Annotated in this window: 25 protein-coding genes; 13 read left to right on the top strand and 12 right to left on the bottom strand. The window is 68.1% G+C overall.

Annotated features, from left to right (window positions below):
- Positions 1–16: 16 nt before the first annotated feature.
- Entirely contained in the window at positions 17–751 is a 735-nt protein-coding gene (locus tag LC039_RS13650) for a cytochrome c biogenesis CcdA family protein (RefSeq protein ID WP_226625047.1), read from the bottom strand.
- Between LC039_RS13650 and LC039_RS13645 the strand changes: the two genes are divergently transcribed.
- The 4 genes from LC039_RS13645 (at position 750) to LC039_RS13630 (ending at position 3,628) form a co-directional block, all read left to right on the top strand.
- Positions 750–1,211 carry a hypothetical protein gene (locus LC039_RS13645; protein ID WP_413463842.1) on the top strand — a complete coding sequence of 154 codons (462 nt, stop codon included), beginning with the start codon at positions 750–752 and terminating at the stop codon, positions 1,209–1,211. The genes LC039_RS13650 and LC039_RS13645 overlap by 2 nt on opposite strands.
- 5 nt (positions 1,212–1,216) lie before the next feature.
- A complete protein-coding gene (locus LC039_RS13640) occupies positions 1,217–1,564 on the top strand; it encodes an ArsR/SmtB family transcription factor (RefSeq protein WP_413463841.1) in 348 nt (115 codons plus the stop codon).
- 42 nt (positions 1,565–1,606) lie between these two features.
- Positions 1,607–2,644, top strand: a complete 1,038-nt coding sequence (locus LC039_RS13635; protein ID WP_226625045.1) for a YeeE/YedE family protein — start codon at positions 1,607–1,609, stop codon at positions 2,642–2,644.
- A gap of 75 nt (positions 2,645–2,719) precedes the next feature.
- Positions 2,720–3,628: an MBL fold metallo-hydrolase gene (locus LC039_RS13630; protein WP_226625044.1), complete on the top strand. Its 909-nt coding sequence runs from the start codon at positions 2,720–2,722 to the stop codon at positions 3,626–3,628.
- A gap of 33 nt (positions 3,629–3,661) precedes the next feature.
- Here LC039_RS13630 and LC039_RS13625 read toward each other — a convergent pair whose 3' ends face one another.
- The 6 genes from LC039_RS13625 to LC039_RS13600 all read right to left on the bottom strand — a co-directional run bounded on the left by LC039_RS13625 (position 3,662) and on the right by LC039_RS13600 (position 10,260).
- Positions 3,662–5,086: a gamma-aminobutyraldehyde dehydrogenase gene (locus LC039_RS13625; protein ID WP_226625549.1), complete on the bottom strand. Its 1,425-nt coding sequence runs from the start codon at positions 5,084–5,086 to the stop codon at positions 3,662–3,664.
- A 25-nt stretch (positions 5,087–5,111) separates the two neighbouring features.
- Positions 5,112–5,918 carry an ABC transporter permease gene (locus LC039_RS13620; RefSeq protein WP_226625043.1) on the bottom strand — a complete coding sequence of 269 codons (807 nt, stop codon included), beginning with the start codon at positions 5,916–5,918 and terminating at the stop codon, positions 5,112–5,114.
- On the bottom strand, positions 5,908–6,858 hold the full coding sequence (locus LC039_RS13615) for an ABC transporter permease (protein WP_226625042.1): 951 nt from the start codon (positions 6,856–6,858) through the stop codon (positions 5,908–5,910). Before LC039_RS13615 ends, LC039_RS13620 begins: the two co-directional genes overlap by 11 nt.
- Before the next feature lie 2 nt (positions 6,859–6,860).
- On the bottom strand, positions 6,861–7,871 hold the full coding sequence (locus LC039_RS13610; protein ID WP_226625041.1) for an ABC transporter ATP-binding protein: 1,011 nt from the start codon (positions 7,869–7,871) through the stop codon (positions 6,861–6,863).
- Positions 7,872–7,937: 66 nt separating this feature from the next.
- A complete protein-coding gene (locus tag LC039_RS13605) occupies positions 7,938–9,095 on the bottom strand; it encodes an ABC transporter substrate-binding protein (RefSeq protein WP_226625040.1) in 1,158 nt (385 codons plus the stop codon).
- Between the two features lie 250 nt (positions 9,096–9,345).
- On the bottom strand, positions 9,346–10,260 hold the full coding sequence (locus LC039_RS13600) for a LysR family transcriptional regulator (RefSeq protein WP_226625039.1): 915 nt from the start codon (positions 10,258–10,260) through the stop codon (positions 9,346–9,348).
- Positions 10,261–10,570: 310 nt separating this feature from the next.
- Between LC039_RS13600 and LC039_RS13595 the strand changes: the two genes are divergently transcribed.
- Entirely contained in the window at positions 10,571–12,001 is a 1,431-nt protein-coding gene (locus LC039_RS13595) for an aminotransferase class V-fold PLP-dependent enzyme (RefSeq protein WP_413463840.1), read from the top strand.
- Positions 12,002–12,056: 55 nt separating this feature from the next.
- On the opposite strand, the gene LC039_RS13590 is transcribed toward LC039_RS13595, so the two are convergent.
- A complete protein-coding gene (locus LC039_RS13590; RefSeq protein ID WP_226625038.1) occupies positions 12,057–12,518 on the bottom strand; it encodes an Lrp/AsnC family transcriptional regulator in 462 nt (153 codons plus the stop codon).
- A gap of 174 nt (positions 12,519–12,692) precedes the next feature.
- Between LC039_RS13590 and LC039_RS13585 the strand changes: the two genes are divergently transcribed.
- The 8 genes from LC039_RS13585 (at position 12,693) to LC039_RS13550 (ending at position 20,329) form a co-directional block, all read left to right on the top strand.
- Positions 12,693–13,601 (top strand): AEC family transporter, encoded by a 909-nt coding sequence (locus LC039_RS13585; protein ID WP_226625037.1) that lies wholly within the window; start codon positions 12,693–12,695, stop codon positions 13,599–13,601.
- Between the two features lie 393 nt (positions 13,602–13,994).
- Positions 13,995–14,183, top strand: coding sequence for a hypothetical protein (locus tag LC039_RS13580; protein ID WP_226625036.1), 189 nt, complete (start codon positions 13,995–13,997; stop codon positions 14,181–14,183).
- A gap of 17 nt (positions 14,184–14,200) precedes the next feature.
- The gene (locus LC039_RS13575) at positions 14,201–15,193 is read left to right on the top strand and encodes an ABC transporter substrate-binding protein (protein WP_226625035.1); all 993 of its coding nucleotides are present in this window, start codon (positions 14,201–14,203) and stop codon (positions 15,191–15,193) included.
- Positions 15,193–15,969, top strand: a complete 777-nt coding sequence (locus LC039_RS13570; RefSeq protein WP_226625034.1) for an ABC transporter ATP-binding protein — start codon at positions 15,193–15,195, stop codon at positions 15,967–15,969. The genes LC039_RS13575 and LC039_RS13570 overlap by 1 nt, the downstream gene beginning before the upstream one ends.
- Complete coding sequence (locus tag LC039_RS13565; RefSeq protein ID WP_226625033.1) at positions 15,969–16,796, top strand: ABC transporter permease; 828 nt, start codon at positions 15,969–15,971, stop codon at positions 16,794–16,796. Before LC039_RS13570 ends, LC039_RS13565 begins: the two co-directional genes overlap by 1 nt.
- 122 nt (positions 16,797–16,918) lie before the next feature.
- Positions 16,919–17,920, top strand: coding sequence for an isopenicillin N synthase family dioxygenase (locus LC039_RS13560; protein ID WP_226625032.1), 1,002 nt, complete (start codon positions 16,919–16,921; stop codon positions 17,918–17,920).
- An 85-nt stretch (positions 17,921–18,005) separates the two neighbouring features.
- Entirely contained in the window at positions 18,006–18,902 is an 897-nt protein-coding gene (locus LC039_RS13555) for a LysR family transcriptional regulator (protein ID WP_226625030.1), read from the top strand.
- Between the two features lie 59 nt (positions 18,903–18,961).
- Positions 18,962–20,329 (top strand): cytosine deaminase, encoded by a 1,368-nt coding sequence (locus LC039_RS13550; RefSeq protein WP_226625029.1) that lies wholly within the window; start codon positions 18,962–18,964, stop codon positions 20,327–20,329.
- Positions 20,330–20,348: 19 nt separating this feature from the next.
- Here the strand turns inward: LC039_RS13550 and LC039_RS13545 are convergent, their stop codons facing one another.
- Genes LC039_RS13545 through LC039_RS13530 form a run of 4 tightly spaced genes read right to left on the bottom strand, consistent with a single transcriptional unit; the run spans position 20,349 to position 24,540 of the window.
- Positions 20,349–21,347, bottom strand: coding sequence for a HupE/UreJ family protein (locus LC039_RS13545; RefSeq protein ID WP_226625028.1), 999 nt, complete (start codon positions 21,345–21,347; stop codon positions 20,349–20,351).
- On the bottom strand, positions 21,344–22,186 hold the full coding sequence (locus LC039_RS13540) for a peptidyl-prolyl cis-trans isomerase (protein WP_226625027.1): 843 nt from the start codon (positions 22,184–22,186) through the stop codon (positions 21,344–21,346). Before LC039_RS13540 ends, LC039_RS13545 begins: the two co-directional genes overlap by 4 nt.
- Positions 22,187–22,213: 27 nt before the next feature.
- On the bottom strand, positions 22,214–22,618 hold the full coding sequence (locus LC039_RS13535; RefSeq protein ID WP_226625026.1) for a DUF302 domain-containing protein: 405 nt from the start codon (positions 22,616–22,618) through the stop codon (positions 22,214–22,216).
- A 2-nt stretch (positions 22,619–22,620) separates the two neighbouring features.
- Entirely contained in the window at positions 22,621–24,540 is a 1,920-nt protein-coding gene (locus tag LC039_RS13530; protein WP_226625025.1) for a DUF3604 domain-containing protein, read from the bottom strand.
- Positions 24,541–24,634 lie beyond the last annotated feature (94 nt).

Genomic DNA, 24,634 nt, shown 5'->3' with positions numbered 1-24,634 from the left:
TTCCGATGGGGCCGGGTCAGCCGATGCGGCTGAACCACGGGATGGTGTCGATGAGCCAGGCGGCGATCAGGTTGACGCTGTTGGTCGCGATCAGGACGCCGAACAGGATGAGCAGCAGCCCCATCGCCTTTTCGACGCCGCCGAGGTGGCGCCGGAAGCGGGCCATGAAGCGCAGGAACGGGCCGATGAAGGCAGCGGCCAGCACGAAGGGCAGGGTCATGCCCATGCCATAGGTGAGCAGCAGCAGCGCGCCATGCTGCGCGGTGTCCTGCCCGGCAGCGGTGAAGAGGATTGCCGCCAGCACCGGGCCGACGCAGGGCGTCCAGCCGAAGGCGAAGGCCAGCCCGATCACATAGGCGCCGACGAACCCGGTGGCGCCCCGGGCCTCGGAGCGCACCTGCCGGTAGAGCAGGGGAATGCGCAGCACGCCCAGGAAATGCAGCCCCATCAGGATGATGATCGCGGCGGCGACCCAGCGCAGCACGCCGAACCATTCGCGCACCATCTGGCCGAAGACCGTGGCCGTCGCTCCCAGCCCGACGAAGACGGTGATCACCCCGAGCGCAAAAAGCAGCGCGCCGATCACTGCACGGCGGCGCAATCCGGGCGGCACCACGCCGGTCTCGGCCACCACGTGCACGCCCTGTCCGGCCAGGTAGGACAGGTAGAAGGGCACGATCGGCAGGATGCAGGGCGACAGGAAGGACAGCAGCCCCGCCAGGAAAGCGCCCAGAAATGTGACATCGAACATGCAGCGACGCTCCTCCCGTGAATACATATTCGCATATTACGTTACGTATGTGATATGCTTCCGGTCAATCCACTGTGGAACACCTTCGATGCGCCTTCTTCTTTGCCTGCTTCTGCTGCTGCCCTTGCCGCTGCGCGCCGAGACCCTGCTGCTCATGGCCGAGCAGGCGGGCTGCGCCTATTGCGAGGCCTGGGATGCGCAGATCGCGCCGATCTACCCCAAGACTCCCGAGGGCCAGGCCGCGCCGCTGCGCCGGGCCGATATTCGCGCCTTGCCGCAAGATATCGAGCTCGCCCGGCCGGTGGCCTTCACCCCGACCTTCATTCTCGTGACGGACGGGATGGAAACCGGGCGAATCGAAGGCTATCCTGGAGAAGACTTTTTCTGGGCGCTGCTTGCCCGCCTGATCGAGGAGGCTCCTGCCTCACCCGCGCACCCTCCCGCGCAGATAAACGGATGATGCCGATGCAGAACGCTGCCCACCTCCCCGTCTTCGACGAGGGCATGAGCGAGCCGGAGATGGACCGGTTCATGGAAAAGGCCGAAGAGGCTTCTAACCTGCTCAAGGCGATGAGCCACGGCGGGCGGATGATGATCCTGTGCCATCTCGCCTCGGGCGAGAAATCGGTGACCGAGCTCGAGGATCTGCTCTCGGCGCGGCAGTCGGCGGTCTCGCAGCAGCTCTCGCGGCTGCGGCTCGAGGGGCTGGTCACGCCCCGGCGTGACGGCAAGACGATCTACTACTCCTTGACGGACGACCGGCCGAAGAAGATCATGGAGGTCATATACGACCTGTTCTGTCGGGAGGAGTGACCGGCGGCGCGAGCCGACGGTCGAAAGGGAGCGACAGTCGGAATGTTCGACTTTGGAGACGGCGCCGCGCTTGCGGCGCTCGTGGGATTGATCGGGGGCGTGGTGCTTGGCCTGGCCGCCCGGATCGGGCGTTTCTGCACGCTCGGCGCGATCGAGGACGCGCTCTATTCCTCTGATACGCGGCGGCTGCGGATGTGGGGGCTGGCGATCGGCATTGCCGTGATCACCACCCATGCCGCCATCGCCGCTGGCTGGCTCGATCCAGCACAGACCTTCTATATCGCGCGGCAATGGTCGCTGCCGGGCACCGTGCTCGGCGGTCTGATCTTCGGCTACGGCATGGCGCTGTCGGGCAACTGCGGCTACGGCGCCTTGGCGCGGCTCGGGGGCGGTGACCTGCGCTCTCTGGTGATCGTCGTGGTGATGGGGCTGACCGCCTATATCACCATCTCCGGGCCGCTTGCGCTGGCGCGGGTGGCCATCTTCCCGGACACGCCGGCCACCGCGCCGCAGGCCCTGTCGCAGATCACCGGGGCGCCGCTGCTGACCGGGCTCGCCGCCGGGGCGCTGCTGATCCTCGTCGCGCTCGCGGGCGGCGGCATGGTCCGCTCGCCGCGGCACGTGGTCTGGGGGGCGGTGGTCGGCTTCGCTGTGACCTCGGCCTGGATCGGCACGCAGGTTGCCGCGACCCGGAGCTTCGGAGCGGTGATGGTCGAGGGGCATTCCTTTGCCCGCCCGCTGGGGGAGAGCCTGCTGTGGTTGATGACCGCCTCGGCGGCAGCTCCGGGCTTTGCCGTGGGATCGGTCACGGGCGTTTTGCTCGGGGCCTTCCTCGGCTCGCTGAGCAAGGGGCACTTCCGCTGGGAGGCCTGCGAGGACCCGCGCGAGCTGAAGCGCCAGATTCTCGGCGCGGCGCTGATGGGGCCGGGCGCGGTTCTGGCTGCGGGCTGCAGCGTCGGGCAGGGGCTGAGCGCCTTTTCCCTGCTGACCTTCAGCGCGCCCGTCGCACTGCTGTCGATCTTCGCCGGGGCGGCCATCGGGCTGCGGCAGCTCATCGTCGGCTTCGCGCCCGCCGAGTAGCGGTCTGCACAATCAATCCTTCCCGCCACGGCATTTACATCATAGGATGCGAATGTGTGAATGGGAGGAGAGACCATGCCACTGACCCGCAGGCACCTGCTGCAAACCGCCGCGGCCGCCGGCCTTGCGCCGTTGCTGCCCCGCCGGCTGATCGCCGAGACCACGATCGGCTCGGGCCGGCTGATCACCGTGAGCGACGGCAACCTCGTGCTGCCCGGCGATTTCATCTTCGCCGGCATGCCCGAGGCCGAGCTGACCGATATCCTTGCCGCGCAGGGCGTCGACCGCCAGCGCCTGACGCCCGAGTGCAACGTGACGCTCTGGCAGGACGGCGACCAGACCGTGCTCTTCGATGTCGGCGCGGGCAGCACCTTCATGGACAGCGCGGGAGAGCTTCTGGGCAACCTGGAAGCCGTCGGGGTCTCGCCCGATCAGGTGACGGCGATTGTCTTCACCCATGCCCACCCCGATCACATCTGGGGGCTGCTCGACGATTTCGACGATCTCGTTTTCCCCCAAGCGCGCTACCTGATGGGCCGCGAGGAATGGGACTACTGGTGGGATCCGGCGACTGCCGAGACCATCGGCGTCGAACGGCAGGCCTTCGCGGTTGGTGCGCGGCGGCGGATGGAGGTGATCGAGGACCGGATCGAACGCTTCGAGGACGGCGCCGAGATCCTGCCCGGCCTCGCGTCGATTCTCACGCCGGGCCACACGCCGGGCCACATGGCCTTCGAACTGCGGCAGGGCAACGAGGCGGCGCTGATCGTCGGGGACTCCATCGGCAATGACCACGTGGCCTTTGCCCGTCCGGGCTGGGAGGCGAACTCGGATCAGGAGCCGGAACTGGCGGCGCGCACCCGCGTCGCGCTGATGGAGCGCCTGGCGCAGGAGCAGATGCCGGTGATCGGCTTCCACCTCTCGCAGGGCGGCATGGGCCATGTGGAGCGCGCCGGGCATGCCTACCGCTTCGTCCCGCTCTGAAGCGGGGGGCGGCCGGGCCGCCCCTGCCAGACTTCAGTGCGCGATCATCACGTGGCGCGCGACGGTGTAGTCCTCGAGCGCGTACATCGACATGTCCTTGCCGTAGCCCGACTGCTTGAGCCCGCCGTGCGGCATCTCGTTGACCAGCATGAAGTGCGTGTTCACCCAGGTGCAGCCGTATTGCAGCCGCGACGAGATATCGAGCGCCCGGCCGATGTTCTCGGTCCAGACCGACGACGCGAGCCCGTACTGGCTGTCGTTGGCCCAGGCGACGGCGGTGTCCGGATCATCGAAGCGGGTGACCGAGACGACGGGGCCGAAGACCTCGCGCTGGACGATTTCGTCCTCTTGCAGGGCGCCCGCGATGACGGTGGGGCGGTAGTAGAAGCCCGAGCCCTCGTGTTGAGCGCCGCCGGTGGTCACCTCGATGTGCTTGAGCTCCGAGGCGCGCTGCACGAAGCTCGCCACCCGGTCGCGCTGGCGCTGTGAGATCAGTGGCGGGATCTCGTTCTTCGTGTCGTCGGCATTGTCGAAGACGATGGAGGAGACGGCGGAGGAGAGGTCGGCCACGAGGTTCTCGTAGACCTTCGGCCCGGCGTAGATGCGGCAGGCGGCGGTGCAGTCCTGCCCGGCGTTGTAATAGCCGAAGGCGCGCAGCCCCTCGACCACGCGGCCGAGATCGGCATCGTCCATGACGATCACCGGGGCCTTGCCGCCCAGCTCCAGGTGCGTGCGCTTGACCGACTTGGAGGCCGCCTGCAGCACCTTGCGCCCGGTCGCCACGTCGCCGGTGATCGAGACCATGTCGACCTGCGGGTGGTTGATCAGCGCATTGCCCACCGTGGCGCCCTGACCGACGATCACGTTGACCACGCCCTCCGGGAAGATGCCGGCGATGATCTCGGCCATCAGCAGCGCGGTGAGCGGGGTCTGCTCGGAGGGTTTCATCACCACCGTGTTGCCGCCCGCCAGAGCCGGGGCCAGCTTCCAGGCCATCATCATCATCGGGTAGTTCCACGGCGCGATGGAGGCGACGACGCCGATGGGGTCGCGGCGGATCATCGAGGTGTGGCCCTCCATGTACTCGCCGGCGAGCGGCCCGTGCATGTTGCGCACCGCGCCCGCGAAGTAGCGGAAGCAGTCGGCGACGGCGGGGACCTCCTCGTTGCGCACCTCGTTGATCGGCTTGCCGCAGTTGAGCGACTCGAGCGTCACGAACTCCTCGGCCCGCGCCTCGATGGCGTCGGCGAGCGCCAGCAGAAGACCGGAGCGGTGCCCGGGCGTGGTGCGGGCCCAGCCGGGAAAGGCGCCGCGGGCGGCCGCCACGGCGCGGTTCACCTGGTCCATGTCTGCCTCGGGCATCTTCACGATCAGCTCGCCGGTGCGCGGGTTGAGCACCGCTTCCTCGGTCTCTGTCCCGGCTTCCTGAGCGCCGCCGATCAGCATCTTGGTCTGCATGATGTCCTCCGTCATTTTCCGTTCTTTACTTGCCCTGGCCCGCGACCGCTTCGGTCCCGCGGGTGAGATAATAGGCGCCCAGGATGGGCAGCAGGGTGACCAGCACCACCACCATGGCGACCACGTTGGTCACCGGGCGTTCGCGCGGGCGCACCAGTTCCTCGAGCATCCAGATCGGCAGCGTCTGCTGCTGTCCGGCGGTGAAGGTGGTGACGATGACCTCGTCGAAGCTGAGCGCGAAGGCGAGCATGCCGCCCACCACGAGCGCCGTGGCGATATTGGGCAGGATCACGTGGCGCAGCGTCTGGAAGAGGTTGGCGCCAAGATCCATCGACGCCTCGATCAGGCTGCCGCTGGTGCGGCGAAAGCGGGCGACGGCGTTGTTGTAGACGATCACCACGCAGAAGGTCGCGTGGCCGAGCACGATGGTCCAGGTGCTGAAGGGCACCTCGGCGATCGAGAAGGCCGAGCGCAGGGCGATCCCGGTCACCACGCCGGGCAGGGCGATGGGCAGGATCACCAGCAGCGAGATGCTCTCCCGGCCGAAGAACTTCGTGCGGCTCACGGCGGCGGCGCAGAGCGTGCCGAGGAGCATCGCCAGCAGCGTCGAGATCGCCGCGACCTTCAGACTGAGGGCCATGGCCTCCCAGACGTCGGGCCGGTCCCATGTCGCCGCGAACCATTTCAGCGTGTAGCCGGGTGGTGGCCACTGGAAGGATTTCTCTTCGGTGGTGAAGGCGTAGACGAAGATCAGCGCGATCGGCAGGTGCAGGAACAGCAGCCCCGCAGCGGCGGCGATCTTCAGCTTGAGCGAGGCGTGGTCAGAGTGCATCGAAGGCCCCCATTCGCTTGGCGATCCAGAGATAGACGCCCATGATCACGATGGGCACCACGGCGAAGGCCGCAGCCAGCGGGATGTTCCCGGCGATGCCCTGGTGCTGATAGACGGCCTGCCCGATGAAGAGCCGCGAGGTGCCGATGATCTGCGGGATGATGTAATCGCCGAGGGTCAGCGAGAAGGTGAAGATCGAGCCCGCGATCACCCCGGGTAGCGCCAGCGGCAAGAGCACGTGGCGGAAGGTCTGCGCGGGCTTGGCACCGAGATCGCCGCTGGCCTCGAGCATCGAGGTCGGCACGCGCTCCAGCGCGGCCTGAATGGGCAGCACAATGTAGGGCAGCCAGACGTAGACGAAGACGAGGAAGGTGCCCGTGGGGCTGACCGAAAGCGAGTTGCCCCCGATCACCGGCAGCGCCAGATAGGCGTCGAGCAGCCATGTCAGGTGCAGCCCCTCGAAAATCCACGTGAGGATGCCTTCCTTGGCGAGGATCAGTTTCCAGGCGTAGACTTTCACCAGGTAGCTCGACCACAGCGGCATCATGATCCCGAGGTAGAAAAGCGCCCGCCACGCGCCTTTGGCGTAGCGCGCCGCGTAATAGGCGATGGGGAAGGCGATCACCGCCGAGGCCACCGTGACCAGCGCCGCCATGCCGACGGTGCGGCGGATGATGTCGAAGTTCGCCGGGGTGAAAAGCTCGGCGTAGGTGGCCAGCGTGAACTCGTGGTTGATCAGCCCGGTGAAGTGGTCGATCGAGAAGAAGCTCTGCAGCAGCAGCGCGAAGAGCGAGCCGAGGTAGATGATCCCCAGCCAGAGCGCCGGCGGCGTTAGCAGGATCAGCAGAAGCAGCGTCGGCCGCCGCCAGAGCGTGTCCGAGAGCCGCGTCAGCACCCCCTCGGAGGGGCCGATCTGCGCGGAGGCGGTCGTCTGAGCCATCGTCATGCCCCGGCGCGCGGGTTCGCCCGCTGACCTGCCCGCATCAGGTGCAGGTCCTCGGCCGCCCAGCTCAGCGCCACCTCGTCGCCCTCGCGCGGGCGGGCCACGTCCTGCGGCAGCAGGGCGGTCAGCCGCGTGCCCTCCGCGTCGAAGCTGACCCGCGTGCTGAGGCCGAGGAAGCTGAGCCCGGTCACCCGTGCCTTCAGCGGCCCCTCGGAGGTCAGCCGCAGCCGCTCGGGGCGGATCGCGGCGGGGCAGGTCTCGCCGGCGAGCCTTGCCACCAGCGCCTCGGGCAGCACGTTCGACGAACCGACGAAATCGGCGACGAAGGGCACCTCGGGGCGGAAGTAAATGTCCTCGGGGCTGCCGACCTGGATGATCCTGCCCTCGTTGAACACGGCGACACGATCGGCCATCGACAGCGCCTCGCCCTGGTCGTGGGTGACGAAGACGAAGGTGATGCCGAGCTGGCGCTGCAGGGTCTTCAGCTCTTCCTGCATCTGCTCGCGCAGCTTGAGATCGAGCGCCCCCAGCGGCTCGTCGAGCAGCAGCACGCGCGGCTTGTTGACCAGCGCCCGGGCCAGCGCGACGCGCTGGCGCTGACCGCCCGACAGCTCCGACGGCTTGCGGCTGCCGTAGCCGCCGAGCCGCACCATCTCGAGCGCCGCCTCGGCCTCGGCGTGGCGTTCGCGCTTGCCGCGTCCGGCGATCATCAGCCCGTAGGCGACGTTGTCGCGGACGTTGAGATGCGGGAAGAGTGCGTAATCCTGGAACACCGTGTTCACCTGTCGCTTGTAGGGCGGCAGATCGGCGACGGGTTCGCCGAAGATGCGGATGTCGCCCGCGGTCGGGCGCTCGAAGCCGGCGATCAGCCGCAGGCAGGTGGTCTTGCCCGAGCCCGAGGGGCCCAGCATGGCGAAGAACTCGCCTTCGGCAATGTCGAGGATGACGTCATCCACCGCCTTCACCGCGCCGAAATGGCGGGAGACGTGGTCGAAGCTCACGGCTGGCATGGGAGTATTCCGGTTCTTGTGCCCGCGCCGCGAGGCGGCGGCGCGGGGAAGGTCAGGGGAGGGCGATCAGCGGCCGCCGATCACGCCGATGTAGTCGGACACCCAGCGGTAGTAGGGCACGCATTCGTCCTGGCTCTTGCAGTTGGCCACCGGGGTCTTCCAGAACTTGATCTTCTCGAACTGGGCGAGGCCGTTGGCATCGCAGCCCTCCTGGGTCTGCATGCCCGAGCCATCCGAGCAGGCCGCGGGCACCGAGGGCACCGCGCCGAACCAGACCGAAAGATCGGACTGCAGGTTGGAGGACAGCGTGTGCTCCATCCACATGTAGGCGCAGTTCGGGTGCTCGGCTTCTGCGTGCAGCATGGTGGTGTCGGCCCAGCCGGTGGCGCCTTCCTCGGGGATCACCGAGGCGACGGGCACGCCGTCGGCCTGCAGCAGGTTGACCTGGAACGGCCAGGAACCGGAGGCGACCATGCCCTCGTTCTTGAAGTCGTCGATCTGGATGAAGGCGTCGTGCCAGTAGCGGCTGACCAGCTCCCGCTGGCCGCGCAGCAGGTCGAGCGCGGCGGCGTACTGGTCGGCGGTCAGCTCGTAGGGGTCGGTGATGCCGAGCTCGGGCTGATGCGCCATCAGGTAGTTGGCGGCATCTGCGATGTGGATCGGCCCGTCATAGGCCTGCACGCGGCCCGTGTTGCTCGACCCGTCGGCGAGGGTCATCTCCTCGAACACCACGTTCCACGAGGTCGGCGCCTCGGGGAAAGCCTCGGTGTTGTACATCAGCACGTTCGGGCCCCACATGTAGGGCGTGCCGTAGTGCTCGCCGTTCACGTAGTGCCAGGGGGCTTCCTTGAGGCGGTCGTCGACGGTGCTCCACGAGGGGATCAGGTCGATGTTGATCGGCTGCACGCGCTTGCCCGCGATCATCCGCAGCGAGGCATCGCCGGAGGCGGTGACCAGATCGAAGCCGCCCTCGTTCATCAGCGCCACCATCTCGTCCGAGGTGTTGGCGGTCTTGACGGAGACCTTGCAGGAAGTCGCTTCCTCGAACTTGGTCACCCAGTCGAAGGCGGCATCGGTCTCGCCGCGCTCGATGTAGCCGGCCCAGGCGACGATCGACAGCTCGCCTTCGCCCTCGCCGATCTCGGTCATCTGCGCCACGGCGCTCGTCGCAAGCGAGGCGGCGGTGATCGCGCTCACTGCGGCGGTGATGAAACGGTTGGTCATTGCACTCTCCCTGCGGGCAGGCCGCAGGAGGCCGCTGGCCGTGCGGCGCACGTCCGGAGGCGCGGGCGGCAGCCCGAAAATCATTGTTGGTTGTCGTGCCCGCAGCGACAGGCGCCGCGGCGCGGTGGGAGTCTTTCCGGCCGTTGGCCTCGCTCCCTTGGGTCCGCATCAAAACCATGTGACGGCTTTGCTGCGTTCGCAAATTCATTATTCAGAAATGGTCATTCGGAAAAACCGATAGCTCGGCCGGTCAGAAGCGCGCCGGGCGTTCGGCCTGTCCCATTCGAGCCAGAGAGAGGAAATCCTGCACCGCCTCCGACAGCGGCAGCCCCTTGCGCCAGACCATGCCGACCTGGACGATCGGCAGGCTGCCCGAGACGTCGCGGCTCTCGATGCGGTCGCCGTCGAGCGACCACGGCCGGTACACGAGGTCCGGCAGCAGCGCCACGCCCGCGCCGGTGGCGACGAGGCTGCGCACGGCCTCCACCGAGCGGGTGCGGAAGGCGATCTGCGGTTTGCGCCCGAAGGCCGAGAGCAGCTTCACCGCCTCTTCCTCCATCTCGTCGACGTTCAGCATGATGAGCTGTTCGCGGGCCACATCGTCAAGGCCGATGCTCTCGCGGGCGGTCAGCTTGTGACCTAGCGGCAGCCAGAGGCGGAAAGCGGAGACGTCGAGGATCTCGGACTGCAGCGCCATGCGGTCGCGCAGGTTCGAGATCACCATGACCGCCACGTCGAGTTCGCCGCCGACCAGCAGGTGCTCGAGATACTCGCCCTGATCCTCCAGCGCCGAGACTTCCACTGCCGGGTTCATCCGCCGGTAGCGGGACAGCAGGTCCGACATGACGTAGCCCGCCATCAGCGAGGTCACCCCGATGTTGAGCCGTCCCTGCGTGGTGCCCGGCGCGTGCTGGAACGCCCGCCGCGCGCCCGAGACGTCGGAGAGGATCTTCGTCGCGTGGCGCAGGAACTGGTGGCCGCTGTGCGTGATGTCGAGCCCGCGCGCGTGGCGCTCGAAGAGCGGAACGCCGAGATCGGCCTCGAGGTTCTTCAGCGCCTCGGTCACCGCCGATTGCGAGATCGACAGCGTCTGCGCTGCGCCGATCACCGAGCCTTTCTCGGCCACGGCGACGAAATAGCGAAGTTGTTTCAAGGTGAAGGACATGACGCTCTCCCCGGGGCTCACGCGCATTGAAGGGCGGATTTCGCGCATGGCGCAAGACCGGTCCTCGCGGAAAGCTTCGGAGAGGTCGGCGTATCTATTGGCGCCGCCTAAAGAGCAATCAGAGTCCGCTGAAGGAGTACGAGTAGGAAAAATTTGCTCATAGGTCGGAAAGGGTAGCATTTGTTTGCGCACTATCCCGCGAATGTCGCGGGACTTTGGAAACCACTGCCAGCGCCCCGGTGCTAGCTTTCGGGCAACCGCGCTCCCGGCACCGCACCGGGGCGCTTCGCGCAAGACAAGAGGACCCCCAATGCCCGTCACCGATCCCGCCGCCCTGCTGACCTCCTTCCGCGCCGCGCTGCCGCCCGCCGCGCAGATGGGAGAGGACCTCGTGGGCAAGGGCGCGATGATCGACGGGCCGTTCGGGCCGAAGCCGCTGGTCTACGCCGATTACGTCGCTTCGGGCCGGGCGCTGAAGACGCTGGAGATGTTCGTGCTCGAGCATGTGCTGCCCTACTATGCCAACAGCCACACCGAGGCGTCTTTCTGCGGCGGTTTCATGACCCGCCTGCGCAATGCAGCGCGCGCCACCGTCGCCGCCCATTGCGGCGCCGGGCCGGAACACGCCGTGGTCTTCGCGGGCAGCGGGGCGACGGCGGGGCTCAACCGTCTCGTGCAGCTGCTCGGCGCGGATCGGGGCAGGGCCAAGGTGATCATCGGCCCCTACGAGCATCACTCCAATATCCTGCCCTGGCGCGAGAGCGGGGCGGAGGTGGCCGAACTGCCCGAGGCCGCGAAAGGCGGGCCGGACCTTGCCGCGCTGGATGCGGCGCTGGCGGATGCCGCACAGTACGACCGGGTGATCTGCGCCTTCTCGGCGGCCTCGAACGTCTCGGGCATCATCGCCGACGTGGCGGGGCTCACCCGCCGGGTGAAGGAGGCGGGCGCGCTGATGGTCTGGGACTACGCCGGGGGCGGACCTTACCTGCCGATGCAGATGGATCAGGACGGCGCGGGCATCGACGCGCTGGTCTTCTCGCCGCACAAGTTCATCGGCGGGCCGGGGGCGTCGGGCGTGATGGTCCTGCGCCGCGACGCGGTGGTCTCCGAGCGCCCCACGTGGGTTGGCGGCGGCACCGTGCGTTTCGTGTCCTCGGAAGGGCATGACTATTCCGGCGCCCTCGAGGCGCGCGAGGAGGCCGGCACGCCCAATGTCGTCGGCGACATCCGCGCCGCGCTGGCGGTGATCGTCAAGGAGGAGATCGGTGCCGCTTACATGGCACAGCGCAACGCCGAGCTTTCGGCCCGCGCCATCGCAATTTGGCGGGACGTGCCGGGCATCGAGTTGCTGGGCAACACCGAGGCCGCGCGGATTCCGGTGCTCTCCTTCCGCCTGCGCGATCCGCGCGGCGGCTACATTCACCAGCAACTGGCGACGAAAATGCTCAGCGACCGCTTCGGTATCCAGGCCCGCGGCGGCTGCGCCTGCGCCGGTCCCTATGTGTTGCGTCTACTGGGCTATGACACTGAGGCGGCGGCAGAGACCCGCGCGGCAATCCTCTCGGGGCAGGAACTGGAAAAACCGGGCTTCGTGCGGCTCAACCTGTCGGTGCTGATGAGCGAGGCCGAGGTGGATTTCATCCTGCAGGGCGTGGCGACACTATCGCGTGACGCGGTGGCCTATGTGGATGGCTACGAGGTCGACGACGCAAGGGCGATCTTCTCGGCCAGCGCGGCCTGAGAACCGCCCGGCATGCGGGGCGCTTCACCTCGCGCAGGCCGGGCAGGCGCGGCGCTCAGGCGTAGTCGAGCGGCAGCTCGGTGCTCGACTTGATCGTCTCCATGGCGAACATCGACGAGACGTCGTGGATCTCGACCTTCTGGATCAGCCGCTGGTAGACCCGGTCGAAGGTGGCGATATCCGGAACCACCACCCGCAGCATGTAGTCGACTTCGCCCGCCAGCCGGAAGATGTCGACGATCTCGGGGATCTCCTCGGCTGCCTTTACGAAGGCGCGGGCCCATTCGCGGCTGTGCTGGTTGGTGCGGATCGCCATGAAGACCGAGACCCCGACGTTCAGCTTCTCCTCGTCGAGCAGCGCCACCCGGCGCTTGAAGTAGCCGCGCTCCTCGAGCTTGCGGATGCGCCGCCAGCAGGGCGTGGTGGTCAGGCCAATCTCGGCGGCGATCTCGGCGACCGGCATCTCGGCATTGCGCTGGAGCAGCGCGAGGATCTTCCGGTCGTAGGAATTCAGCATGAAGTTCTCCAATGGGATCATTTTGTAGCATTCTATCCCACCTTTGCCGGCCGGGGTAGGCCGCGCGGCTCCTTCGAGAGATGGTGCGAAGACCGCTGACGCCGCGCGGGCGGCGCGATATAGGGGAGCGAGCCGCGCAGGACGAAGCCGACGCGGCAGGAGGGAAGTCGCGGCGTGCTGTTCATCACCATCTGGCCCCTGTTCGGGCTGATCTGCCTCGGGTTCGTCCTGTCCCGCAAGGGCTTCCCGGATCCCGGTTTCTGGCCCGCCGCCGAGCGGCTGAACTATTTCGTGCTGTTCCCGGCGCTGCTCGTTTCGAGCCTGCTCCGGGCGCCGCTGAACGATCCGCAAATCCTCCGGCTTGGCGGGGCGGCAGTGGCGACGATCTGCCTCGTGGCGTTCGGCATGGCGCTGGCGCGGCGCATCCGGCCCATGCCCGCCGCGCGCTTCGGGCCGGCGCTGCAGGGTGCGGTGCGCTTCAATACGTACCTGGGGCTGGCGATCACCGCGAGCCTGGTCGGGCCCGAGGGAGTCTCTCGCGCGGCGGTCTACCTTGCCATCGCCGTGCCTCTGGTCAACGTGCTGTCGATTGTCGCGCTGAGCGAGGCCGAGGTGCTGCGCCGCCCCGGCGCGCTGCTGACAACCATGCTGCGCAACCCGCTGATCCTCGCCTGCCTCGTAGGCGTCGCGCTGGCCCTGGCGGGCACCGGCTTGCCCTTCGGTGCGGATCGCGTCCTCGAATTACTCGCGCGCGGCAGCCTGCCGCTGGGCCTGCTCTGCGTGGGGGCGGCGCTGCGTCCCTCCGCGCTGCGCGGGGATCTTGCGGCGCTTGCGGGCACGTCGGCGCTGCGCCTGCTCGTGGTGCCGGGGATCGCGGCGCTGGTCGGGGCGGGCTTCGGCCTCGGCCCGGTGGAGGCGCTGGTGCTGGTGGTCTTCTCGGCCATCCCGACCGCGCCCACGGCCTACGTGCTGACGCGCCAGTTGGGCGGTGACGGCACGCTGATGGCGGGGCTGGTCACCGCGCAGACGCTGCTCGGGGTGCTGACGATTCCCCTCGTCCTGCTGGCGCTGGGGTTGGGCTAGCCCGGATTCTGCCGCGGCCCGGCACGGGTGTGCGCATTTTCAGCCTGCTTCCAGCGACCCTCGGAAACGACCTGCGGCGCGAGAATTTGTCGCCAAAAGCGTTCTGAAAATGCGTACGCATGAAATTCGGGCATACTTCGCGACGCGCGCTTTGCCGAGCGGCGCCGCAACAAGGTCTGAAAACCAGCTATTTTTGACAGATTGTCCGCCTTGGCTCGAGAATGGTGTATTTGCTCCTCGGGAATTGTTCAAAAAACATGCGCTGTGAGATCTGCGAAAAACCCGTTGATTGGCCGGGTTTGCGCGTTCCATAAATGAGGCCACGAGTAGAAGCGGTCTGGATCCGATCCTGGACATTGCTCGCCAGTAGTTCCGACTCTGACGAGGCCAGACATGACCAGCAACCACCTGCTCGGTAACGATAAAATACAAAACCATGATCTCTTGGCGCATAAGTGCCGGGCCTGCCTGATGTGCGCGGATCCGGAACGGCGGCGCTGTGCCCGGGCGCGGATGCTCTCCGAGGGTGTCCGCGAGGCCGAGATCGACCACCTGCAACTGTCCAACAAAACAGCACACTAGGGAGAGGCCCCTTCATTATGACCAAATCCACCACGCTCACGGCCCTCGGTTTCGCGCTCACCGCGAGCACCGCGCTGGCCGGCGATCCGGTCACCTACCAGCTCGACTGGCTGCCCGGCGGCGACAAGGCACCGATCTACGTCTGCGTCGACCAGGGGTTCTGCGCCGACGCGGGTCTCGACGTGACCATCGCCTCGGGCCGCGGCTCGTCGGATGCGATCTCGCGCCTTGCCGCCGGTTCGTCGGATATCGGCATGGCCGACATCGGCGCGCTGATGGCCGCCAAGGCGCAGGAAGGCGTCGGCGTCACCTCGGTGCTGTCGGTGTTCAACAAGGGCCCGCACGCGTTCTACACCGTCAAGGACAGCGGCTTTGACAGCGTTGCCGACGTGAAGGGCAAGAAGATCGCGACCTCGCCCTTCACCTCGTCCAACGTCTACCTTCCGCTGGTGCTGAAGGACGTGGGGCTGACCGAGGACGACTTCGAACTGACCAAGGCCGACGCAGGCGCGCTCGGGCCGATGCTGATGACCGGGCAGGTCGACGGCATCGTCGCCTGGATGACCGACCTCTCGCGCTACACCGGGCAGGGCAAGGACGCGGGCAAGGAAATCATCGCGCTGCCGTGGTCTGCCGCCGGGCTCGAGCTTTACTCCGCCTCGCTGAATGCCAATGACGCATTCCTCGCGGAGCGCCCCGAGGTGGCCGCGCGCTTCGTCGCCGCCTTCAAGAAGTCGATCGAGTTTTGCCGGACCAACCCCGACGAGGCCGCGCAATCGGTGGTCAACATGGTGCCCGAGCTGGAGCATGGCGATGTGCTCGGCTCGCTGAACGACATGCTGGGGCTGGTGTTCAACGAGGTGACCGAAGACGACGGTCTCGGCGTCTTCGAGCCGGGCCGTCTTGCCGCGACCTGGACCCGCGTTGCCGCCGCGCAGGGGCTCGACGAGGCCGCGCATGACCCCGAGGTCTTCGTCACCCGCAGCTTCCAGCCCGGCGGGGAAGGCTGATGCAAACACCCGCCGCCATTCGCTTCGACCGGCTGGGCCAGGTCTTCGAGACCGGCTCGGGCCGGCTGGAGGCCCTGCGCAACGTCAGCTTCGAGGTCGCCCGGCACGAGTTTCTTGCCGTGCTCGGCCCCTCGGGCTGCGGCAAGTCCACCTTGCTGCGCATGATCGCCGGACTGCTCGAGCCCACGTTGGGCACGGTCGAGGTGTTCGGACGGCGGGTCACCGGCCCGCGCGAGGACATCGGCATTGTCTTTCAGAAGCCGACGCTGCTGCCCTGGGCCACCATCGAAGACAACGTCATGTTCCCCGTCCGCCACAAGCGCGGACGGGTGGGCAGCCACGACCGCGACCGCGCGCATGAGCTGCTGCGCATGGTCGGGCTCGAGGGGTTCGGCAAGCGTCTGCCGGACGAGCTGTCGGGCGGCATGCAGCAACGCGTCGGCATCGCCCGCGCGCTGCACATGGACCCCGATATCCTGCTGATGGACGAGCCCTTCTCGGCGCTCGACGCGCTGACCCGCGAGGAGATGGGCTTCGATCTGCTGCGCATCTTCGGCGAGCGGCCGAAGACCGTGGTTTTCATCACCCATTCCGTCAGCGAGGCGGCGCTGCTGGCCGACCGCGTGCTGGTGATGACCGGCCGCCCCGGCTCTGTGCTGACCGAGCTGCCGGTCCCCGTCGCCCGCCCGCGCGGTCGCGAGACGATCAAGGATCCCGCCGTGACCGAGCTTGCCGCCCACCTGCGGGACCTGCTGCTGCAAAAGGACGCCGCCTGATGAGCCTTTCGATGCCAGATTTTTCCAAGCCCGAAAGCACGAAGGGCAGACGCCCCGACCTGCGCCGCATCCTCGCAGCGCCGGGTGTCGCGGCGATCCTGACCATCCTCGGCACGGTGGCGCTCTGGGAGCTTGCCGCGCGCACGCTGAACATCCCGAGCTACCTGCTGCCCGCGCCGAGCTCGATTTTCTCGACCTTTCCCAGCATCGGGGCGGAACGCTGGGCCGGCCACGTCTGGGCGACGCTGCGGGTGGCCCTGCTGGGCTTCGCGCTGGCCATCGCCATCGCCATCCCGCTGGCCATCGCGCTGGTGCGGTCGCCCGCGCTCAACCGCACGCTCTACCCGCTGCTGGTGATCGTGCAGTCGACGCCGGTCGTGGCCATCGCGCCGATCATCATCGTGGTGCTGGGCGCCGGCGACGCGCCGCGCATCGTCATCACCACGCTGATCTGCTTCTTCCCACTGGTGGTCTCCACCGCCACCGGCCTTGCCGCCACGCCGCCGGAACTCATCGAGCTGTCGCGCAGCCTGCGTGCCCCGGCCTTCCGAGAGATCACCCAGATCCGGCTTCCCTTCGCCGTGCCCTACATCTTCTCGGCGCTGAAGATCTCGGTGACGCTGGCGGTGATCGGCGCGGTGGTGGCCGAGTTCTGCGCCTCGGACGCGGGCGTCGGCTACTTCATCCAGTTCTCGACCTCGATGTTCAAGCTGCCGCAGGCCTGGGCCGGGCTCTTCGTGCTCGCCGCCATGTCGCTGGCGCTGTTCCAGGCGGTGAGCTGGGCGCAGAAGCTGCTCTTCCCGTGGAGCCTGCCGCGCAAGCGATAACCCTATCCGTGCCGGGCGCCGAGCCGCCCGGTGCATCCCCCGGAGTAGAAGCAGTCAGGCCCTGGCCCGGACATTGCTCCCCACCCTGCCGGACCCTCCGGCACCCTACTTTGGAGAAAGCAATGAGCACCAACTACGACCTTGCCGAGCTGAACAAGGAAACCACCATCGGCGGCATGGGCAGCACCGTCGAGCGTGAAGTCCCCGCCATCGACCTGTCGGACTTCGAGACCCGCAAGCACGAGATCGCCGATGCGCTCTGGGAGGCTTCCACCGGCATCGGCTTCTTCCAGGTCTACAACCACGGCATCCCCGAGGAAGACATCGACGCCGCCTTCGACACCGCCTGGGAGTTCTTCGAACTGCCGACCGAGGTGAAGGCGCAATACCCGATGCCCAAGGGCACCAACGCGGGCTGGGAATTCAAGGCGCAGGTGCGCCCCTCCACCGGTACGCCGGACAACAAGGAAAGCTACCAGGTCACCCGCCCGCTGATGGAGGGCAAATGGCCGACCGAAGAGGAACTGCCCCGCTTCAAGGAGCGTGCACTGAAGTTCGAGCGCCAGAACTGGGAGCTGGGCATGCGGATCCTGTCGTGCTTCGCGCTGAAGATGGGCTTCCCGGAGGACTTCTTCACCCATGCGCATGACCCGGAGTCCGACCAGTACCAGTCGACCCTGCGCCTCATCCATTACATGTCGATGGAGGACGCCAAGCCCGAGGACTTCGAGGCATGGCGCGCCGGGGCGCACAGCGATTTCGACTGCCTCACCATCCTGCACCAGAAGGAAGGTGAAGGTGGCCTGCAGGTCTGCCCCGGCAAGGACGCCGGCTCCAACGCCTGGACCGACGTGCCGCCGCGCCGCGGCTACATCACCTGCAATATCGGCGACATGCTGATGCGCTGGTCGGACGACCAGCTGCAGTCGACCCTGCACCGGGTGCGCATGCCCGCCGAGGGCGAATACAAGGGCCGCCGCCTGTCGCTGCCGTTCTTCTGTCAGGCCAACCGCGACGCGGTCATGCAGGGCCCGCTGGGCAAGTACGAGCCGATCACCGCGGGCGACTACCTGACTATGCGGATCAACGCCAACTTCGCCGCCGCCAAGGCTGCCAAGAAGTAAGGCGTTGAGCATGGGCCTTCCGGGTGACAACATCACGAAAAAGGGCAGGGCCTCGATCCCTGCGAGACCCAGCTTCGGAAGGTCCATGCTGCACGGCCGCGCTCTGCGCTACATCGACGAGGTCGCCCGCCAGGGCTCTATCCGCAAGGCGGCGCGCGAACTCAATGTCGCCGCCTCCGCGGTCAACCGCCAGGTGCTCGAGGTCGAGGCCGATTTCGGCGTGCAGATCTTCGAGCGACTGCCGCGCGGCCTCAAGCTGACCGCCCCGGGCGAGCTGTTGATCGCCCATATCCGCGAGACGCTGAGGGGCCACGACCGGCTGCAGGCGCGCATCCACGCGCTGAAGGGCCTGTCGCATGGGGAGGTGACCGTCGCGACCATGGCGACGCTCGCCGCAGGGCGGCTCGGCGATGTGGTGGCCGACTACTGCGAGCGCCACCCGCGGGTCGAGCTGAAGGTGACCGTCTGCAACCGCTCCGAGCTGATGGAAATGGTGGCCTCGGGCGAGGCCGAGATCGGGCTTGGCTACAACCTGCCCGAGGACAACCGCATGCAGCTTTCGGCGGTCTTCCAGCACCGGCTCGGCGCGGTGGTCGCGCCCGGCCACCCGCTCACCGCCAAGCCCAACGTGCGCGTCGCAGACTGCCTGATCTACCCGCTGGTGCTGGCCTCGCAGCAGCTGTCGTTGCGGCCGCTGATCGAGAATCTCGCCCCGGCCAATGCGGACCTGCGGCCGGTGGTGGAAACCAATTCGACGGAGATGATGAAGCGCCTCGTGCGCCGCCCGCCGCATGTGACCTTTCTCAACCGCGTCGACGTCGACCAGGAACTGCGCGACGGCGATCTGGCCTTCCTGCCGCTGATGGCCGCCGCCGGACGGCAGCGGCTGAGCCTTGTGCACCGCAGCCGCGGCGCGCTCAGTTCGGCGGCGGACGGTTTCATGCAGGCGATCAAGGACCACTTCGGGCAGGGCGAGAGCTGACGCCCCGGCGCCGGACGCCCCGAAGGACACTGCCCAGACCAGATACGGAAAGACCCCAGATGACCAACCACATGCACCGCCGCCTCGCCGAGGCGCTCGCGGCAGGCGCCGACCTGCTGCTCACCGACCTGCGCTGCCCCGCCGCGCTGCTGCCCGAGGGCGCGCCCGCGGGCGCGCCGGTGGATGCCGACGGCACCGCTTGCGTCGAGCTGCTGCTCCGCGCGGGGCGCATCGCCGCCGTCGCCGCGCCGGGAGGGATCGCCTCGGATGTCCCGCGGCTGAGCCTCGGCGGGCGCCACGTCTGGCCGATGCTGGTCGATGCGCACACCCATCTCGACAAGGGCCACGTGCTGGGCCGCGCGCCCAGCTCCGGCGGCACCCATCCCGGCGCGCGCGAGGCCACCACCCGCGACCGCATCGCCCATTGGCGGCACGACGACCTGATCCACCGCATGGACTTCGGCCTGTCCTGCGCCGAGGCGCATGGCGTCGCCGCGATCCGCACCCATCTCGACAGCCACGAAGGGCAGGGCGAAACCGTCTGGGGGGCTTTCTCCGAGGTGCGCGAGGCATGGAAGGGCCGTGTCGCGCTGCAAGCCTCGGCGCTGGTGCCCTTCGACGCCTGGGGCACCGACTACGCACCCAAGCTGGCGGATATCGTCGCGCAGCATGGCGGGCTGCTCGGCGGCGTCACCCGCGCCTCGGGCGGCACGCATGGTTCGCTCGATGACATCGACGCTCTGCTCGACCGCGTGTTCACGCTGGCCAAGGAGCGCGACCTCGATCTCGACCTGCACGTCGACGAGGCCGCCGAGGCCGATGCCCTTCCGCAGGTGGCCCGTGCCACGATCCGCCACGGCTACGAGGGCCGGGTGACCTGCGGCCATTGCTGCTCGCTGGCGCGTCTGCCCGAGGCGGAGATGGACGCCACCATCGCGCTGGTGAAAGAGGCGGGGCTTTCGCTGATCACCCTGCCGACGGTCAACATGTACCTGCAGGACCGGGTTCCCGGCCGCACGCCGCGCTGGCGCGGGGTGATGCCGATCCACGAGCTGCGCGCCGCGGGCGTGCCGGTGGCGGTGGCCGGGGACAATTGCCGCGATCCCTTCTATGCCTACGGCGATCACGACATGCTCGACACCTGGCGCGAAGCGGTGCGGATCTGCCATCTCGACCATCCGTTCGGGGACAGCGCCGGTCTCGCGGGCAGTGCCCCGGCGGCGATCTGCGGCGTCGAGGCGGGCAGCCTCGGTGTGGGGCGGCGGGCCGATTTCATGGTGCTCGAGGCATGGAGCCTCGACCAGCTCATCGCCCGCCCGCAGTCCGATCGGGTTCTGGTGCGCGAGGGGCGGGTGCTGGATATCCGCCCGCCGTCCTACCAAAAGCTGCAACTGACCCGGAGCGAGGCGCAGGTCGAACCCGCGTGACGCGACAGCCCGCGCCGGGTCAGAACGCCGCGATGCGCTCGAACACCCAGAAGGCGGCAATGGTGCCGATCCCATAGCTGCTGATCCGGCTCAGCCGCGCGCCGTGCACGGCGAGCACCGGCGCCATGCGGCGCGCGAGATAGCCCAGCAACAGCGCAAGCGCGATGAACAGCAACTGCCCCAGCTCGACGCCCACGTTGAACGACAGCAGCGCGAGGGGAATGTCGGCCTGCGGCAGACCGATCTCGCGCAGCGCGCCTGCGAAGCCGAGCCCATGGACCAGCCCGAAGCCGAAGGAGACCAGCGCCGGAAAGCGTTCCGAGACCGGATCGCGGCGCTCGGGCGGCAGCGCCAGCTCGTAGGCGAGGAAGACGATCGACAGCGCCACCACCACCTCGACCGGCGCCGAGGGCAGGCGCAGCCAGCCCAGCGTGGCGGCGGCCAGCGTCAGGCTGTGCGCTAGCGTGAAGGCGGTGATCGCCCAGAGCAGCCGCCGCGGCTGACGGACGAGCAGCAGCAGGGCGAAGACGAAGAGAAGGTGGTCGACCCCCTCGAGGATATGGCTGACCCCCAGCGCGACGTAGCTGGCAAAGACCGCGCCGGGGCCAAGCTCGGCGGGCACGGTGAACTCCGGCGAGCCCGCGGTGAGCCGCTGGGTCTGGGCCTCGCCCGGCTCCAGCTCGTAGCGCACCAGCACGTCGGTGCGCGTGCGCTCCAGCCCGTCGATGCCGATGCGGCCACCGGCAAGACCCTCGGGGCAGGTGGCAAGGAACGAGGTCACCCAGGCCCGCCCGTCGAAGGCCGGTGCGGGCGGCGGGGTCTGCTGGCAGCTCTCGGGCAGGCGCGGCATGATCGGCATTGGCCGGCCGGTCACGTCGGGCATGCGCCAGCTCACCCGCCATTGCGCGCCGTCCATCGCCGACAGCTCGAGGAACCCCGGGTCGAGCGCATGGGCCGAGACGGGGGCGGGCTGCAATGACGTGAGCAGCAGAAAGATCAGGGCAAGGAGCTGCCTCATGGCTGCGGCTCCGCGCTGCCCTCGGGCAACTCCAGCGTATAGCGGCCGAGCAGGTCGTCGGTGAAGGCGCCGCGCATCCTGCGCGCCTCGGCGGAGCGCCAGTCGGCGATGACCTTTTCGCGCAGCGCGTCGAGCGGCGGCAGGCGCGGCGCTTCGATGGCCTCGAGCCGGACGAGGTGCTGCCCGTAGCCGCTGTCCACCGGGCCGGACCATTGATCGCGTGGCAGCTCGGCCACCGCCGCGCCGAAGCCGCCTCCGAAGACGCGCTCGACCGCCGGGGCGGCCATCGCCTCGAGCCGTGGCGGCAGCATCGTCGCCTGTCCCAGGACCCTGGGATCCGCCCCCTCTTCCAGTTCGGCGCGCAGCGCGGCCACCGCCTCGGGGGCGGCGTCCTGCGGAAGCAGCACCTGGGTGAAGCTGAGCTGCGCGGGGCGGGCGTAGGCGTCGGCGTTGTCGGAATAATACGCCTCGAGCACCGAGTCCTCCGGCACCATGGCAGCGGCGGGCGCCTCGGCGAGGAATTCCATCTTGGCGCGCAGGCGGTTGCGGATCATCGCGTCGCCCTTGTCGAGCCCGAGCGCCAGCGCCTCGCGCACCATCGCCTCCTCGATGGCCCAGTCGCGCACGAGGCCCCGGGATTCCGCTTCGGTCGGCGCACGGCCCCAGGCGGCGAGGAAGCCGTCGGCCATGCGGTTCATATCGGTCTCGGTGAGCTTCAGCAGATCATCGCGCGGCGCGCGGGCCTCGGGCGGGGTCATCACGGTGTAGAGGGCGAAGACAAACCCGCCCAGCACGAAGAAGTGCAACAGCGGGGAGCGGAGAATGGTGCCGATCTTCATGGTCCTGCCTTCCTGGTCCTTCCGCCGTCAGCCGCCGCGCAGCGCCGTCGCGACCCGGTCCAGCCGGGCGCCCGCGTCCGCGGCGAGCTCGGCGATCTCGGGCACGTCGCCGAGATCGCCCATCGCCATCATCTGCCCGGCGTCCACCAGCCGCACCAGCGCGCCACCCGGCGCCTCCTCGATGGTGACGTTGCAGGGCAGCAGCAGCCCCACGTCGGGGCGTGCGGTGACCGCCCGATGCGCCAGCGCCGGGTTGCAGGCGCCGAGGATGGTGTAGCGGCGAAACGCCGTGCCCAGCTTCTCCGCGAAGGCCTTGTCGAGGTCGATCCGCGAGATCACCCCGAAGCCCTCGGCGGCCAGCGCCGCGGTCACCGCCTCGACCGCCTCGTCAAACGGGCGGTCGAGGGAGACCTCGGTTCCAAACCCGCTCATGATCACTCGCCCGCAGAATACCAGATCGGCGAGGAATAGGCGCGTTCGATCACCTCCATCACCGTATCCTCGGGGAAGTTCGACTCCTCGAAGTAGGCGGCGTCATAGGCCGTCCAGCGCGGTGTCGGGATCTCCAGCACGCGGGCGTAGTAGAAGGCGTCGAGCGCCGGGTCGAACTCGGGATCGGTCCAGACGGTGATCAGCTCGGGCGCGCCGATGGTGTTGGTGAAGGTGGCGGTCGGCACATCGACGGTGTTGCCGACCGATGGCAGTTTTCCGTCCTCGCCGGGCGTGCGGTCGCCGGACCAGACGACGTCGAAGATCTTCTCCTGCATCGCGCCGTCCGCGTCGACCCAGCCCTTGATGATCTGGATGCGATCGAGGTTGCCCGAGAAGGGATCCTTGAGCGCCGCGACGAGGAAGCTCGGCGCCTCGGCCCCCTCCGGCGCGGGCATCAGGTCGGCGCCCATGGGTACGCCCTTGCCGTAGCCGACGGTGCCCGGGTTCCGGCCCAGAGCGTCGGCCTCCTCGAATTCCCAGCCGCCGAAGAAGCGCAGCCCGATGCGCGTGCCGGTGGTGCCGTAGACCTCCTTGCGCTTCATCGCGTCCCAGATCGCCGCGCGGGTGTTCTCGCGGGCCCAGACCGCGGTCAGACCCGAGGCGCCGAGCTGCCAGTCCTTCACCGTGCGGCCCTCGAAGTCGAAGGCGTTGCCGGTCGATCGCTCCGGCCCCGGTTCGCTGGCCGGGAACTTGCCCCAGAAGTTGTTCTCCTCGGCCGACGAGACCCCCGTGTGATCGTCAGTGGAGCCGACGAGGCCGAACTTGAAGGGGTTGGTGCCGAATTCGTCCTCGAGCAGCAGGCCGCGCTTCAGCGCCTGGCGGGCGTATTCATATTCGATCATACCGGGCTCTTTCGGCACCACGTTGAGGTTGCCCTTGTCCCAGAGCTCGAAGTTGGCGAATTCGTCCGATGGCGCGAGCGAGGGGTGCTGTTCCGAGGTGCCCTTGCTCTGGGTCACCTCGTAGAGCGGCTCCCAGCGGGCGCGCTTTTCGGCCCATTCGGCGTCGATTGGATTGCCGTCCGGAGTTTCCGTAGCGAACATCAGCCCGTTCGACAGGTTGCCGTTGTGCGGGATGGCCAGCAGGCGGCCGCCGGTCTTGTCCTCATAGGCCTGCATCCAGTCCCAGAGCTCGCGCGGCTGCTCGGTGTCAAAGGTGGTCAGCGGCCGCACCTGGTCGGCGAAATACTTGTCGTCGCGATAGATGACGTTGCGGTGCAGGTTGTTGCCGCCGCCGTAGTTCGACGTCCACTCGTAGCCGATGAGCGCGGTGAACTGGCCGGGCTTGTTGTGGCTCTCCACGATGCCCGTCATGTTCGTCCACATGTCCATCTGGGTCTCGGGGTCGGTCATCGCCTCGGGCACGTTGCCCTCGCCCTGAGCGGTGATCATCTCCATCACCACCGCGGTGGCTGCCTCGCCGCCCTGCTGCATGCCGTCGTGCCAGCGCTTGAGGACAGGATCTGCGAGCAGGGCGGGATCCCCTTCGTATATGCTGGCCACGATCCCGAGCGCGTCCGAGTGGTCGGCGACCACCATCCAGTCGTAGGGGCGCGACAGCCTGACCTGCTGGCCGGTGCTCGAGGTGATCTCCTCGCCCTCGGCATAGCGCAGCGCGTCGTCCGGCCCGACTCGCGTCCCGCCCGCGAAGGCGTCCGGCGACCAGGAGGTGTGCAGGTGCTGTTCGCCCCAGAGCGGGCGGGTCGGGAAGCTGCGCCCGGCATAGGGCGAATAGCCCGGCTGGTTGAAGAAGCGCTCGATCTTCTCGGGGTCGATGGTCCCGGCGTCGGTGGTCACCTGGGCGGCGAGCGGCGTCGCGAGCAATGTGGTGGAGAGCAGGACGGAGGCGAAATGGCGTGCCATGAAGAGGCCTTTCTGGGTCGAAGGGCTATGTCAGAATCGATCTCTCAAAGTCCGGCGCAGGCTGAAAATCGAGTCACCTGCTACCTTTACGTGT

Origin of the sequence: Alloyangia pacifica (assembly GCF_020524285.1) — a bacterium.
In the GTDB taxonomy this organism is placed as follows: domain Bacteria; phylum Pseudomonadota; class Alphaproteobacteria; order Rhodobacterales; family Rhodobacteraceae; genus Salipiger; species Salipiger pacificus_B.
This window is presented reverse-complemented; position numbering and strand designations above follow the sequence as displayed.

Excerpts from the sequence above, each read along its gene's own strand:
- LC039_RS13610 (WP_226625041.1), bottom strand. The coding sequence starts at position 7,871 with ATGCCAGCCGTGAGCTTCGACCACGTCTCCCGCCATTTCGGCGCGGTG.
- LC039_RS13550 (WP_226625029.1), top strand. The coding sequence starts at position 18,962 with ATGACCAACCACATGCACCGCCGCCTCGCCGAGGCGCTCGCGGCAGGC.
- LC039_RS13600 (WP_226625039.1), bottom strand. The coding sequence starts at position 10,260 with ATGTCCTTCACCTTGAAACAACTTCGCTATTTCGTCGCCGTGGCCGAG.
- LC039_RS13575 (WP_226625035.1), top strand. The coding sequence starts at position 14,201 with ATGACCAAATCCACCACGCTCACGGCCCTCGGTTTCGCGCTCACCGCG.
- LC039_RS13595 (WP_413463840.1), top strand. The coding sequence starts at position 10,571 with ATGCCCGTCACCGATCCCGCCGCCCTGCTGACCTCCTTCCGCGCCGCG.
- LC039_RS13530 (WP_226625025.1), bottom strand. The coding sequence starts at position 24,540 with ATGGCACGCCATTTCGCCTCCGTCCTGCTCTCCACCACATTGCTCGCG.
- LC039_RS13590 (WP_226625038.1), bottom strand. The coding sequence starts at position 12,518 with ATGCTGAATTCCTACGACCGGAAGATCCTCGCGCTGCTCCAGCGCAAT.
- LC039_RS13580 (WP_226625036.1), top strand. The coding sequence starts at position 13,995 with ATGACCAGCAACCACCTGCTCGGTAACGATAAAATACAAAACCATGAT.
- LC039_RS13565 (WP_226625033.1), top strand. The coding sequence starts at position 15,969 with ATGAGCCTTTCGATGCCAGATTTTTCCAAGCCCGAAAGCACGAAGGGC.
- LC039_RS13560 (WP_226625032.1), top strand. The coding sequence starts at position 16,919 with ATGAGCACCAACTACGACCTTGCCGAGCTGAACAAGGAAACCACCATC.
- LC039_RS13650 (WP_226625047.1), bottom strand. The coding sequence starts at position 751 with ATGTTCGATGTCACATTTCTGGGCGCTTTCCTGGCGGGGCTGCTGTCC.
- LC039_RS13635 (WP_226625045.1), top strand. The coding sequence starts at position 1,607 with ATGTTCGACTTTGGAGACGGCGCCGCGCTTGCGGCGCTCGTGGGATTG.
- LC039_RS13605 (WP_226625040.1), bottom strand. The coding sequence starts at position 9,095 with ATGACCAACCGTTTCATCACCGCCGCAGTGAGCGCGATCACCGCCGCC.
- LC039_RS13620 (WP_226625043.1), bottom strand. The coding sequence starts at position 5,918 with ATGCACTCTGACCACGCCTCGCTCAAGCTGAAGATCGCCGCCGCTGCG.
- LC039_RS13570 (WP_226625034.1), top strand. The coding sequence starts at position 15,193 with ATGCAAACACCCGCCGCCATTCGCTTCGACCGGCTGGGCCAGGTCTTC.
- LC039_RS13545 (WP_226625028.1), bottom strand. The coding sequence starts at position 21,347 with ATGAGGCAGCTCCTTGCCCTGATCTTTCTGCTGCTCACGTCATTGCAG.
- LC039_RS13640 (WP_413463841.1), top strand. The coding sequence starts at position 1,217 with ATGCAGAACGCTGCCCACCTCCCCGTCTTCGACGAGGGCATGAGCGAG.
- LC039_RS13540 (WP_226625027.1), bottom strand. The coding sequence starts at position 22,186 with ATGAAGATCGGCACCATTCTCCGCTCCCCGCTGTTGCACTTCTTCGTG.
- LC039_RS13625 (WP_226625549.1), bottom strand. The coding sequence starts at position 5,086 with ATGCAGACCAAGATGCTGATCGGCGGCGCTCAGGAAGCCGGGACAGAG.
- LC039_RS13615 (WP_226625042.1), bottom strand. The coding sequence starts at position 6,858 with ATGGCTCAGACGACCGCCTCCGCGCAGATCGGCCCCTCCGAGGGGGTG.
- LC039_RS13645 (WP_413463842.1), top strand. The coding sequence starts at position 750 with ATGCAGCGACGCTCCTCCCGTGAATACATATTCGCATATTACGTTACG.
- LC039_RS13535 (WP_226625026.1), bottom strand. The coding sequence starts at position 22,618 with ATGAGCGGGTTTGGAACCGAGGTCTCCCTCGACCGCCCGTTTGACGAG.
- LC039_RS13630 (WP_226625044.1), top strand. The coding sequence starts at position 2,720 with ATGCCACTGACCCGCAGGCACCTGCTGCAAACCGCCGCGGCCGCCGGC.
- LC039_RS13555 (WP_226625030.1), top strand. The coding sequence starts at position 18,006 with ATGCTGCACGGCCGCGCTCTGCGCTACATCGACGAGGTCGCCCGCCAG.